Raw genomic sequence first — 11,949 nt, 5'->3', positions numbered from 1 at the left:
CTTCCGACGCTGCGCCGCATGGCGCAGCCGTCAGCCTCTCCTCTCTTGACTGACACCCCGCTGTAGCCTGCACAGGCATCGATCATCTGCGCTTGCAGTTTTGCAAATAACAATTATTCTCATTAAGCAAATCAACTGGAGGTGCAGCATGACTTATCTGATAGATGCCTGGCTGGATCGGCCACAGCCTTACCTGCGGATACTCGATCGCAACACCGGCGCGGTATGCGTTTCGCTTGAAGGAGAGGCGCTCGAGGAGTTGCGCGAGCAGGGCGACCTGGACCTGCAGGAATTGAGCACCAGCGAGCCCTGCGTGCTCAAGGAGCAGGTCCGCAACCTGTTCCTGTTCAGCTATGCCCGGGCGTTACGCCCTTGAGAAACGGTGTCGGGCGAAAAGCGACGAAAGCGCTCAGACCAGTGGGAGGCGCGCCCTCGCGGCGATTGCAGGCCAACGGCCTGCCAACAGCTAAAAGCATCGCCCCGAGGTCGGGCCGCCCACAAAAACAGTCCGTGCTCGCGAAGCGAGCCGCCTTTTAAAGCACGTCCAGCAGTTCGACGTCGAACACCAGCGCGCTGTGCGGCGGGATGCTGCCGACGCCCTGGGCACCGTAGGCCAGTTCGCTCGGTACGTAGAGACGCCATTTGCTGCCTGCGTTCATCAGTTGCAAGGCTTCGGTCCAGCCGGCGATCACGCCGCTGACCGGAAACTCGGCGGGCTGGCCGCGCTGATAGGAACTGTCGAACACGCTGCCGTCGATCAGGGTGCCGTGATAGTGGGTGCGCACGCTGTCCTCGCGGGTCGGCCGCGGACCTTCGCCGCTGCTCAGCACCTCGTACTGCAGCCCCGACTCCAGCACGACCACGCCTTCGCGCTGGGCATTCTCGGCGAGGAAGGCGCGGCCTTCGGCAGCCGCGGCCTCGGCCTTCTTCTGCGCCTCGGCCTGCATGCGCTCGCGGATCACGGCGAAGCTGGCATTCAGCGCCTCCGGGCTGACCTGGCTGGCAACGCCGGCGAAGGCGTCGCGGATGCCGGCGATCACCGCATCCAGGCTGACGCCCGGCGGTGGATTGTCGCGCAACTGGTCGCCCAGCTGGCGGCCGATGCCGTAGCTCACGCGGGTTTCGTCGGTGGAGAGGTTGAGATCGGTCATGCTCGGGCTCCGATGGGATAAAAGGTCGGCCAGCCTAGCACAGCTGGGCGAACCCTTGCCGAGCGACGCGAATCAGTGCTTGGTGATCTTGTCCATGTAGCCCATGGCGAATGCCGACAGCACGAACGTCAGGTGGATGATCACGTACCACATCAATTTCTCGCTCTCGATCTGCTGCACGTTCATGAACATGCGCAGCAGGTGGATCGAGGAAATCGCCACGATCGAGGCGGCGACCTTCAGTTTCAGCGAACCGGAGTCCATCTTGCCGAGCCAGTCGAGCTTTTCCTTTCCCTCGTCCACGTCCAGCTGGGAAACGAAGTTCTCGTAGCCGGAGATCATCACCATCACCAGCAGCCCGCCGACCAGGGCCATGTCGATCAGCGACAGCAACGTCAACACCAGATCGGCTTCGCTGATGGACAGAATCATCGGCAGGATATGGAAGATCTCCTGGAAGAACTTGATCGCCAGCGCCAGCAGCGCGAATGCCAGGCCGAAATAGATGGGGCCAACAGCCAGCGCGCGGCGTACATGGCATTTTCGAGAATGCGCTCCATGGGGTCTCACAAATGGAAATAACGGAGCGGCGAGTATACGCAGCGAGGCCGGGCACACAAGGCAAGCCCAGGCGCTGTATGTGCATGTGGATAAAAACGCCGCGGCGGTGGCGTTACCCCGAAAAAACCGCCCGCTATCCACCGGCTCGAATCGGCTCAGCCTAGGGGCGCGACTCCCAGCCACCGAGAAAGCGTGCCTGATTGGCATTCACCCGGCGCAGTTCGGCCTGCATGTGCAGTTGCCAGATCGATGGGGCGTCGGATTCGCGATAACCCTGCCCCAGCAGGTTGTCGGCGATCGCCGCAAGCACCGACTCGGCCATCGCCGGCCCGTGAAACGGGCCCTGCACCTTGATGGCGGTGGGTTGTCCATCGGCCAGCCCGGCGGCGCAGAGCAACGTCCATAGGCCGTTGCCGCCCGCCAGCGGACGAATGATGCATTCGATTCGGGTAACCAGTCCCAGGCACTGGCGATTGAGACAAAGGCTATGCGACATGGCAGCGGTCCTCGCGTCGGGCTGACGCGGGACACTCCTGACGAATGAGCGCGCAAGCCGGTTTATCCCCTGAAGCTGTGGATAACCTTGTGGATGGCGGGTGGATGCCCTCCTCCACTGCAGACCTGCCGTGCGCGCTATCGTTCCGTTCGAAATCCGCTCAGGGTTTACTTCCTTCCGGCAGCGCCGGCGACTGCGGCGATTCGCCCTTGCCCTCGTCCTCCAGCTCGATCTCGGCGATGTCGCGCAAGCGCTCCACCACGCGGGCATTGACGCTGCCCTTGGGGAAATGTCCCTGTGCGCTGGCCGCGCCGACGTCCTCGCCCACCAGTAGCGACAACGCCTCGTCTACCTGCCGCACCGCGTAGACGTGGAAGCGCTGCTGGCGCACGGCCTCCAGCACGCGCTCGTCGAGCATCAGCGTGGTGACGTTGGCGAACGGGACGATCACGCCCTGCTCGCCGGTCAGCCCGCGCGCCTCGCAGAGCCGGAAGAAGCCTTCGATCTTCTCGTTGACTCCACCGACCGCCTGCACCTCGCCAAACTGGTTGATCGAGCCGGTGATGGCGAAGCACTGCTTGAGCGGTGTGCGCGACAGCGCCGAGATCAGCGCGCAGCACTCGCCCAGCGAAGCGCTGTCGCCATCGACGTAGCCGTAGGACTGCTCCAGCGCGATGCTCGCCGAAATCTCCAGCGGAAACTCCTGGGCGTAGCGGCTGCCGAGGTAGCCGGTGAGGATCATCACGCCCTTGGAATGGATCGGCTGGCCGAGATTGACCTCGCGCTCGATGTCGACGATCCCCGAGCCGCCCGGATAGACCGTGGCGGAGATGCGCGCCGGCATGCCGAAGGCCGAGTCGCCGACTTCCAGCACGGTCAGGCCGTTGCACTTGCCGATCGCCGCGCCTTCGCTGTCGATCAGGATCACCCCGGCGAGGATGTCCTCGAGAATCCGCGCCGAAACCCGGCCGGTGCGGGTGGCCTTGGCCTTCAGCGCGCGCTCGATGTGGCCGACGTCGGTCACCTCGTCCTTGGCCAGCTGGCGGATGAAATCGGCCTCGCTGACCAGTTGGAAGAGGTCGCCGATCCGCGCCGACAGGCGTCCCTGGTGTTCGGCCAGCCGCGCGCTGTAGGTCGCCAGACGCGCCACCGCGGCGGCGCTGAGCGGCGCCATGCCTTCCTCCGAGGTGCGGGTCTTCATCAGCTGGGCGAACTGCTCGAGGCTGTCCTCGGCCAGCGGGATGTCCTCGTCGAAGTCCACCAGCACGCGGAACATCTCCTGGAAGTCCGGATCCAGGTCCTGCAGCGTGTAGTAGAGCTGCCGCGAGCCGATGATGATCACCTTGACGTTGAGCGGGATGACCTGCGGCGTCAGCGTCACCGTGGCCAGCCGGCCGAGTTCGGCCAGCGGCGACTCCATCTTCAGCTTGCGCGACTGCAGGGCGCGCTTGAGCGCCTCCCAGACGAAGGGCTCGCCCAGCAGCTTTTCCGCCTCGAGCATGAGGAAGCCGCCGTTGGCACGGTGCAGCGCACCCGGGCGCAGCTGGCGATAGCTGGTGTAGAGCGCGCCCTGGTCGGTGTTGTATTCGATGCGGCCGAACAGGTTGTCGTAGGTCGGGTGCGGCTCGAACACCACCGGCGCACCACCGTCGACCGGGTGGCCGACCACCAGGCTCGGGCTGTACTGCTCCTCGAGCAGCAGGCGGTTCTGCGCCTCCGGGCGGTTCTCGTCCACCAGTTGCTCGACCACGGTCTTCAGCAGGTTGACCTGTACCGCCTGCAGGTAGGCCTCGATGCCGGCGTTTTCCCCGTATTTTTCCGACAGCGGCTCCAGCAGCGGTTGCAGCGCCTGGCTGATGGTCTCGTCATTGAGCTGGCGCAGCTGGTTGGTCGACTCGCGCTTCCACTGCGGCAGGCTCGCCAGCTCCTCGTTCAGGCGCACTTCCAGTGCGGAAATGTCCTCGTGGTAGCGCTCGCGCTCGGCCTCCGGCAGTTGGGCGAACTCGGTCTCGTCCATCGCCTTGCCGTCCTTCATCGGGGTGAAGGCGATATTGCTGCTGTCGCGATAGAGCGCGATTTCCTTCTCCAGCGCCGCCTTCTCGATCACATCCAGCGCCTTGTCGTAACGCTGGTTGAAGGCGCGATCAATGGCGCTCTTCTTCTGCTGGAAGCTGGGGTGCTCGAACACCGCCGGGAAGGTCGCCAGCAGGTTGTCGATCAGTTGCGTGATGTCGGCGATGAACGCCGCGGCGCCGCCGTGCGGCAGCTCCAGCACCCGCGGCTCGCGCGGCTCGTCGAAGTTGTTCACGTAGACCCAGTCCGACGGCGTGTCCAGCCGCTTGCCCTCGGCCTTCAGGTAGCGGCGCACGAAGGAGAAACGCCCGGTGCCCGGCTCGCCCATGACGTACACATTGTAGCCGGGACGCGGCATCGCCACGCCGAACTGCAGCGCCTCGACCGCCCGCTCCTGGCCGAGCACACCGAGAAACGGCTCGAGCTCGGCGGTGGTCTTGAAGTTGAATTGGCTGGGCTCGAAGGGACGGGTCAGCGCATCGGGTGCCAGGCGCAGGCCGGCAGCGACAGTTTCAGGCATCGGGAATCCTTGCTGGAGTGGCGCACGCGGCCACGATAGATGCCGTCATTCTGGCGTTGCCTCCGCCGCGCCGCAAGGCTGGCGCCCGCGGGTTCCTGCCGGCGCCGCCCGAGCGGCTCCGATCGCCCGACCGACAGGGCGCCGCCAGCGGAATCCCTGCCGATGACGGCGTTTTTCCGAGACGCCTGCCAAAAGCAGCGGCGCCGTCATACCCGGACACAATTCACCGCCCCTGCTTTGCTCATCCGGCTTGATGCAGATCAAGCATCGACTTGACCAAAAGAGGCCTCCTAGGGCTAGCCAACACAAAAGGAGTTTCCGTGATGCGCCCGTCCCTTCCTTTATTGCTTAGCAGCCTACTGTTCGCCGGCGTAGCGAATGCCGATGACCTGCGCGAGCGCGCCAGCGCCATCTTCAAACCGGTACCGGACAAGGTCACCGAGGTTCGCGGCCAGACAGTCAGCGACGACCAGGCGATGCTCGGCCACAAGCTCTGGTTCGACCCGCGCCTGTCCAGCAGCCACGTGATCAGCTGCAACACCTGCCACAACCTGAGCATCGGCGGCAGCGACAACGTACCGACCTCCATCGGCCATGGCTGGCAGAAAGGTCCGCGCAACTCGCCGACCGTGCTGAACGCCGTGTTCAACGCCGCACAGTTCTGGGATGGCCGTGCCAAGGACCTGCAGGAGCAGGCCAAGGGCCCGGTACAGGCCAGCGTCGAGATGAACAGCACGCCCGAGCGGGTCGTGGCGACGCTCAAGAGCATTCCGGAGTACGCCGCCGAGTTCAAGAAAGCCTTCCCCAACGACAAGGACCCGGTCAGCTTCGACAACATGGCCTACGCCCTGGAAGCCTTCGAAGTCAGCCTGACCACGCCGAATTCGCCGTTCGACCGCTTCCTCAAGGGTGAGGACAAGGCACTGGACGACAAGCAGAAGAAAGGCCTCGCGCTGTTCATGGACGTCGGCTGCATCGCCTGCCACAACGGCGTCAACGTCGGCGGCCAGAGCTACTTCCCGTTCGGCGTGATCAAGAAGCCGGGCGCCGACATCCTGCCGGCCGGTGACAAGGGCCGCTTCACGGTCACCAACACCGCCGACGACGAGTACGTGTTCCGCGCCGCACCGCTGCGCAACATCGCCCTGACGCCGCCGTACTTCCACAGCGGTGAAGTCTGGGAGCTGGAACAGGCCGTGGCGATCATGGGTGACAGCCAGCTCGGCCGTCAGCTCAATGATGACGAAGTCAGCGCCATCACCGCGTTCCTCCACAGCCTCACCGGCGAGCAACCGCAGGTGGCCTACCCGACCCTGCCGGCCAGCACGGCGACCACGCCGAAGCCGGAATAACCACCCGGTCCTTCCCGGCGCCTCGCGCCGGGAAGGTTTTTTGCGTCTGAGCGGCACGCCCCTTACACGCGCGCCCCAAATTGGACCACCCCCAACACCTCGTCTACGCTCAAGACCAAGCAACAACGGCGGAACAGCCATGGCCTTGAAGCACGCGCAATCGGGCGAAGTGGTCGACCTGCTTTGCGCAGGGCAGTTGCCCACCCTCAAGTCTCAAGCGATCGTCAGCGCCCCCCGCATCGAGGTCATGCGCCTGGTACTAAGCGCCGGCCATGCCGTGCCGGGACCCATCACCATCCATTGCCTGCAGGGCGCGATCGAGGTCCAGGTCGACGACGACTGGCGGCCGTTGCGCGTCAACGAGCTGATCTACCTGGCCGAGCAGACCAGGCATGCCCTGCGCTTGCTGGCGGACTCGATCGTACTGGTCACGCTCGTGCGCCTGCCGCCCGGTGGCTAGCGCCACCGCCGCCAACGACTCGGCAGAAGGAGAACAGCTTGGAAAAGGCCCTGAGGATTCTCAGCTTCGTGGTTCTTGCGCTGATGCTCGCCGCCGCGCTCTATGCCGGCGCTATCGGCATCATTCACTGGTCAGGCATCGGCGTTTGATCCGCCGTTGAGGCGCTCCCAATGAACAAGCGACAAACGCGTTTCTTCGCCATCATTTCCACCCTCGTCGCCACGGCGGTCTTTCTCGGGCTCACGGTGGACAGTCACCGGCAGTTTCCCGCCCTGACCAATGCCGAGGCCATCACCCCCGAAGTCACCCGCGGCAAGGATGTCTGGCACGCGAAAAACTGCATCAACTGCCATACGCTCTTCGGCGAGGGGGCCTACTACGCCCCGGACCTGACGAAAATCTCCCAGCACCGCGGCGCGCCCTACCTCACCGCCTTTCTCAAGGACCCGGCGAAGTTCTACGACGAGCAGCGCCACCGCCGGCTGATGCCGGACCAGGACCTGAGCGACGAGGAGATCGCCGCGCTGATCGCCTTCTTCGACTGGGTCGCCAGTGTCGACAACCAGGGCTGGCCGCCACGCCCGATCCTGGTGACCGGCTCGTCGATCCCCGGCACCGACCTGACCCTGGCGCAGCAGGACGCCTCCGGCCCCGGCCACGCACCCGAACAGATGCCGCCCGGCGCACGACCGGTCAGCGGCGGCGAAGCCCCCATCGCCCAGGGCGAAGCCCTGTTCCGCACGGTGACGCCGGCCTGCAATGCCTGCCACTCCATCGCCCCCGGGGTCAACCTGGCGGGGCCGACGCTGGCCGGCATCGCCACGCGGGCCGAACGGACCATCGCCTCGGCGGACTACCAGGGCGGCGCCGAGAGCGTCGAGGCGTACATCCGCGAATCCATCGTCACGCCCAGCGCCTACCTGCATCCTGGCGAGATGTATTCGGCGGGCGGCACCTCGTTCATGCCGAACACCTATGCCCAGTCGCTGAGCGACGAACAGCTCGACCAACTGGTCGCGTACCTCGCGACATTCAAATAACAGCGACCCCGCCGCGCTCTCGGGGCGCCGGGAAGACACTTGCAGAGGTCAGGCCATGCGCTACCAATCACAGTCCGTCGCTTACTGGTACTTCGCCGTCGCCATGGTGCTGTTCGGCCTGCAACTGGTGTTCGGCCTGCTCTCGGCGGCGAAGTACCTGGGCCCCGATCCATTGCTGTCCATCCTGCCGTTCGACGTCACCAAGGTGATCCACACCAACCTGCTGATCGTCTGGGTGCTCACCGGCTTCATGGGCGCCACCTACTGGATGGTGCCCGACGAGTCGCGCACCGAGCTGCACAGCACCAGGCTCGCCTACCTCCAGCTCGGCCTGTGGACCGCCATGGGCGTCACCGCGATCATCGGCTACCTGTTCCGCTACGGCACCGGCAACAAGCTGCTGGAACAACCGCTGCCGCACAAGCTGGTCATCGTCGTCTGCATGCTGATCTTTCTCTACAACATCGGCATGACCATCCGGAAATCCGGGCGCTTCACCACCACCGAAGGCGTGCTGCTGCTCGGCCTGCTCAGCAGCGCCGTGCTGTTCCTCCCCGCGCTGCTGCATTACGAGAACTACACGGTATCCATCTTCTACCGCTGGTGGACCATCCACCTCTGGGTCGAAGGCGTGTGGATGATGATCATGGGCGCCTTCCTCGCCTACCTGCTGATCCGCCTGTCCGGCGCGGACCGCGAAGTGCTGGAGAAGTGGCTGTACGTGATCGTCGGCCTGGTGTTCATCGCCGGCATCCTCGGCACCGCGCACCACTACTACTGGGTCGGCGTGCCCTACTACTGGCTGCCGATCGGCGGCTTCTTCAGCGCGCTGGAACCGCTGGCGATCGTCGGCATGGCCATGTACGCCTACGGCGCCATGCGCCGCTCGGGGCTGCGCCATCCCAACGTGCTGGCGCTGCACTGGACGCTGGGCAGCACCGTGTTCACCCTGTTCGGCGCCGGCCTGCTGGGCCTGGCCCATACCTGGCCGAGCATCAACAAGTGGACCCACGGCACCCTGGTCACCGCCATGCACGGCCATGCCGCCTTCTACGGCGCCTACGCATGATCGTGCTGGCGATGATCAGCTACGCGCTGCCCTCGCTCACCCACAAGCGTCCGGACGAGGGCACCGCCATCGGCTACTGGGCCTTCTGGCTGCAGCTGGCCGGCATGTTCGGCATGACCATCTCCTTCGCCACCGCCGGCATCGGCCAGGTGTACCTGGAGCGGATCATGGGCGTGGGCTATCTGGATGCGCAGCTCAAGATCCAGATCCACTTCGTGATGCTGATCGCCACCGCCAGCGTCTTCGCCACCGGCGTGGGGCTGTATATCTACGACTTCTTCCGCTACCGACCGCGCTTCGAAGCACTGAGCGAAGAGCCGGCGCCGAACGGCGGCCTCGCTGTCGACCGGACCACCTGAGGTGGGCATGGATCGCGCACTGCGCAGCCTGTCCGCGCGCCAGCTGGCGGAGGAGCCCTGGTACCGGCCGGCCGGCAACGAGATCGCCCTGTTCGAGCAGTGCCATGCCCGGGGCCTGGCGGTCATGCTCAAGGGCCCGACCGGCTGCGGCAAGACCCGCTTCGTCGAACACATGGCCTGGCGGCTCGGCCGGCCGCTGGTGACCATTCCCTGCCACGACGACCTGGCGGCCAGCGACCTGATCGGCCGCCACCTGATCCGCCATGACGGCACCGTCTGGCAGGACGGGCCGCTGACCCGCGCCGTGCGCGAAGGCGCCATCTGCTACCTGGACGAGGTCGTCGAGGCGCGACAGGACACCGTGGTGGTGCTGCACGCGCTGACCGATTACCGGCGCATGCTGCCGATCGACAAGACCGGCGAGACCATCGAGGCGGCGCCCGGCTTTCAACTGGTGGTGTCCTACAACCCCGGCTACCAGCGCATGCTCAAGGACCTGAAACCCAGCACCCGCCAGCGCTTCGTCGCCATGGACCTGGACTTCCCCGCGCCCGAACAGGAGGCGCTGATCGTGCAGCACGAGAGCGGCGCCGACCCGGCCATCGCCAGGGGCCTGGTCAGCCTGGCCGGGCGCATCCGCCAGCTGCGCGACCGCGGCCTGGCGGAAGTGCCGAGCACGCGGCTGCTGATCGCCGCCGCCACCCTGACCAGCTGCGGTATCCCGGTGCGCGAAGCCTGCCATGCGGCCATCGTCTCGCCGCTGTCCGACGAGTCGTCGATGGTCAGCGCCCTGCGCGATCTGGTCGACGGCACCTTCGTCTAGCGGGCCCGACGACGATGGCCGAAGCCGAGGAGCTGGTCAGCGATGCCGCGCGCCATGCGACCATCCAGGCGCAGAAGCTCTGGCGGCGTTACCGGCCACCGGCGAAAGGGCCGCCGACCGCCACCCTTGCCGATGTCGCGCCCCGTCTGGACCTGCTGGTCACCGCGGTAACCGGCGCCAGCTATCCGCTCCGGATCGCCCAGCCGCCCGCCCGGCCCACCTTGCTGGCGCGGTTGTTCCGCCGCGTTCAATACCCCTGGCAGCGACAGCCCGTCCCGGCTACCGATGGTCGGCGCCTGTGGTTGCCGGCGGACTCCGGCATGGCGGATATCGAGTTCGGCAGCGAAGCCTACAGGGTCATGGCCCTGCAGCAGGCGCTGCGCGCCCAGCGCGGCAGCGCCGAACTGTTCGATCCCACCCACCCCCCGCTGCTGGCGGACGCCTGCCTGCTGCTCGAAGCCTGGGCGGCGGACGAGCGGCTGGTGCAAGTACTGCCCGGCATGGCGCCTGCGCTCGAACGATTGCGCCAAACGGCCCTGCAACGACGGCCGCCGCTCTCGAGCTTTTCCCGGCCACGCCAGCCGCTCGAGGCACTGCTCAGGCAATTGCTCGCCAGCCCTTGCGGACAACCGCCGTCGGGTTTCCCGCTCAGCGAATCGCCGGCGCACTCGTTGCAACTGGCCGAAGCGCTGCTGGCCCGCCTGGGCCTGTCGCCCGACGATCGCTCCGGCGGCGACGCCCCGCTGCTCAAGGACTGGTGGACCGGCACCCTGCATGCGCCCGCGCCCGAGCCAGTCACGATGCCGGCACGGGAACCTTACGCCGATCGCGAGAGCGCAGCGCCGCCACGCAGCGCCAGCCTGCCGCGCCGCCCGGATATCCGCCAGGCGGCCGAAGACGAGGACGACGACAGCGACGGCATCTTCATGGTGCAGGCCGACGAGCCGCACCAGCATGCCGAAGACCCCTTCGGGCTGAACCGCCCGGTCGACCGCGACGAGGACATCAGCGCCGACGAATACGGCGACATGCTCTCGGAGCTGTCGGAGGCACGGCTGGTCGCGACGCCGGGCAGGCCCAGGGAAGTGCTGGTTTCCGACGACCCGCCGGACGGCAATACGCTCATGCAGCTGAAACGCGCCAGGGCCGAAGGCCAGGGTCTGCACTATCCGGAATGGGATTACCGCGCCCAGCACTACCGCCAGCCCGGCGCCATCGTCAGGGAGCTGCCGAACCTGCCCGGCTCCCAGCGCTGGGTGGACGACACACTGAACGAGCACCGCGCGCTGCTCGGGCAGATCAGGCGGCACTTCGAAATGCTCAGTGCGCGCCGCATCATCCGCCGGCGGCAACTGGACGGGGACGAGGTCGACCTGGGCGCCTACATCGACAGCTACGCCGACTTCCGTGCCGGCGGCTCGCTGTCCGAGAAGTTGTACCAGACCCGTCCCACGATGGAACGGGACCTGGCCATCACCCTGCTGATCGATATCAGCGGCTCCACCGACGGCTGGATATCGACCAACCGCCGCATCATCGACGTGGAGCGCGAAGCCCTGCTGCTGGTCTGCGTCGCCCTCGAAGGCATGGGCGAGCCTTACGCCGTGCAGGCATTTTCCGGCGAGGGCCCCGACGCGGTGATCGTGCGGCAGCTCAAGGCCTTCGACGAAGGCTTCGGCAACGACGTGGCGCTGCGCATCAGCGCGCTGGAGCCGGAGCACTACACCCGCGCTGGCGCCGCCATCCGCCACGCCAGCAGCGGCCTGCTGCGACAGGGCGCCAGCCATCGCCTGCTGCTGCTGTTGTCCGACGGCAAGCCGAACGACAAGGATGAATACGAAGGCCGCTACGGCGTGGAAGACATGCGCCAGGCGGTCACCGAAGCCACCCTGCAGGGCATCTCGACGTTCTGCCTGACCATCGACCGCCAGGCCGCCAACTACCTGCCCGGCGTCTTCGGCACCGGGCAATACGCCCTGCTACCCCGTCCCGAGCTATTGCCCGGCGTGCTGCTGGACTGGCTCCGGCGGCTGGTGGTGCGCTGA

The 11,949-nt window shown here is 66.3% G+C and carries 9 protein-coding genes and 2 pseudogenes; 7 read left to right on the top strand and 4 right to left on the bottom strand.

The window, feature by feature from the left end; translation table 11 throughout:
* Nucleotides 1-148: 148 nt before the first annotated feature.
* Nucleotides 149-376 carry a hypothetical protein gene (locus BAY1663_RS05015; protein ID WP_037038350.1) on the top strand — a complete coding sequence of 76 codons (228 nt, stop codon included), beginning with the start codon at nucleotides 149-151 and terminating at the stop codon, nucleotides 374-376.
* A 157-nt stretch (nucleotides 377-533) separates the two neighbouring features.
* Here BAY1663_RS05015 and BAY1663_RS05010 read toward each other — a convergent pair whose 3' ends face one another.
* The 4 genes and pseudogenes from BAY1663_RS05010 to BAY1663_RS04995 all read right to left on the bottom strand — a co-directional run bounded on the left by BAY1663_RS05010 (nucleotide 534) and on the right by BAY1663_RS04995 (nucleotide 4,801).
* Nucleotides 534-1,151: an FKBP-type peptidyl-prolyl cis-trans isomerase gene (locus BAY1663_RS05010; RefSeq protein ID WP_037038349.1), complete on the bottom strand. Its 618-nt coding sequence runs from the start codon at nucleotides 1,149-1,151 to the stop codon at nucleotides 534-536.
* Between the two features lie 72 nt (nucleotides 1,152-1,223).
* Nucleotides 1,224-1,711 (bottom strand): annotated as a pseudogene (locus BAY1663_RS05005) (TIGR00645 family protein).
* A 161-nt stretch (nucleotides 1,712-1,872) separates the two neighbouring features.
* Complete coding sequence (locus tag BAY1663_RS05000) at nucleotides 1,873-2,208, bottom strand: hypothetical protein (RefSeq protein ID WP_037038348.1); 336 nt, start codon at nucleotides 2,206-2,208, stop codon at nucleotides 1,873-1,875.
* 160 nt (nucleotides 2,209-2,368) lie between these two features.
* A complete protein-coding gene (locus tag BAY1663_RS04995; RefSeq protein WP_037038347.1) occupies nucleotides 2,369-4,801 on the bottom strand; it encodes a Lon protease family protein in 2,433 nt (810 codons plus the stop codon).
* A gap of 323 nt (nucleotides 4,802-5,124) precedes the next feature.
* Here BAY1663_RS04995 and BAY1663_RS04990 point away from each other — a divergent pair, with 323 nt between their 5' ends.
* The 6 genes and pseudogenes from BAY1663_RS04990 (at nucleotide 5,125) to BAY1663_RS04965 (ending at nucleotide 11,949) form a co-directional block, all read left to right on the top strand.
* Nucleotides 5,125-6,153 (top strand): cytochrome-c peroxidase, encoded by a 1,029-nt coding sequence (locus tag BAY1663_RS04990; RefSeq protein WP_037038346.1) that lies wholly within the window; start codon nucleotides 5,125-5,127, stop codon nucleotides 6,151-6,153.
* Nucleotides 6,154-6,292: 139 nt separating this feature from the next.
* Nucleotides 6,293-6,613: a hypothetical protein gene (locus BAY1663_RS04985; protein ID WP_037038345.1), complete on the top strand. Its 321-nt coding sequence runs from the start codon at nucleotides 6,293-6,295 to the stop codon at nucleotides 6,611-6,613.
* Between the two features lie 170 nt (nucleotides 6,614-6,783).
* The gene (locus BAY1663_RS04980) at nucleotides 6,784-7,653 is read left to right on the top strand and encodes a cytochrome c (protein ID WP_037038344.1); all 870 of its coding nucleotides are present in this window, start codon (nucleotides 6,784-6,786) and stop codon (nucleotides 7,651-7,653) included.
* Nucleotides 7,654-7,708: 55 nt separating this feature from the next.
* A pseudogene (locus tag BAY1663_RS04975) lies at nucleotides 7,709-9,081 on the top strand (cbb3-type cytochrome c oxidase subunit I).
* Between the two features lie 7 nt (nucleotides 9,082-9,088).
* A complete protein-coding gene (locus BAY1663_RS04970) occupies nucleotides 9,089-9,904 on the top strand; it encodes a CbbQ/NirQ/NorQ/GpvN family protein (RefSeq protein ID WP_037038343.1) in 816 nt (271 codons plus the stop codon).
* 14 nt (nucleotides 9,905-9,918) lie between these two features.
* On the top strand, nucleotides 9,919-11,949 hold the full coding sequence (locus BAY1663_RS04965) for a nitric oxide reductase activation protein NorD (RefSeq protein ID WP_037038342.1): 2,031 nt from the start codon (nucleotides 9,919-9,921) through the stop codon (nucleotides 11,947-11,949).

Origin of the sequence: Pseudomonas sp. BAY1663, from assembly GCF_000582595.1 — a bacterium.
GTDB classification, from domain to species: Bacteria; Pseudomonadota; Gammaproteobacteria; order Pseudomonadales; family Pseudomonadaceae; genus Stutzerimonas; species Stutzerimonas stutzeri_AF.
The sequence above is the reverse complement of the archived record's forward strand: the minus strand, read 5'-3'. Positions and strand labels throughout refer to the sequence as shown.

What these genes read in the sequence shown, in the direction of transcription:
- BAY1663_RS05015 (WP_037038350.1), top strand. Translation starts at nt 149, where the DNA reads ATGACTTATCTGATAGATGCCTGGCTGGATCGGCCACAGCCTTACCTG.
- BAY1663_RS05010 (WP_037038349.1), bottom strand. Translation starts at nt 1,151, where the DNA reads ATGACCGATCTCAACCTCTCCACCGACGAAACCCGCGTGAGCTACGGC.
- BAY1663_RS05000 (WP_037038348.1), bottom strand. Translation starts at nt 2,208, where the DNA reads ATGTCGCATAGCCTTTGTCTCAATCGCCAGTGCCTGGGACTGGTTACC.
- BAY1663_RS04995 (WP_037038347.1), bottom strand. Translation starts at nt 4,801, where the DNA reads ATGCCTGAAACTGTCGCTGCCGGCCTGCGCCTGGCACCCGATGCGCTG.
- BAY1663_RS04990 (WP_037038346.1), top strand. Translation starts at nt 5,125, where the DNA reads ATGCGCCCGTCCCTTCCTTTATTGCTTAGCAGCCTACTGTTCGCCGGC.
- BAY1663_RS04985 (WP_037038345.1), top strand. Translation starts at nt 6,293, where the DNA reads ATGGCCTTGAAGCACGCGCAATCGGGCGAAGTGGTCGACCTGCTTTGC.
- BAY1663_RS04980 (WP_037038344.1), top strand. Translation starts at nt 6,784, where the DNA reads ATGAACAAGCGACAAACGCGTTTCTTCGCCATCATTTCCACCCTCGTC.
- BAY1663_RS04970 (WP_037038343.1), top strand. Translation starts at nt 9,089, where the DNA reads ATGGATCGCGCACTGCGCAGCCTGTCCGCGCGCCAGCTGGCGGAGGAG.
- BAY1663_RS04965 (WP_037038342.1), top strand. Translation starts at nt 9,919, where the DNA reads ATGGCCGAAGCCGAGGAGCTGGTCAGCGATGCCGCGCGCCATGCGACC.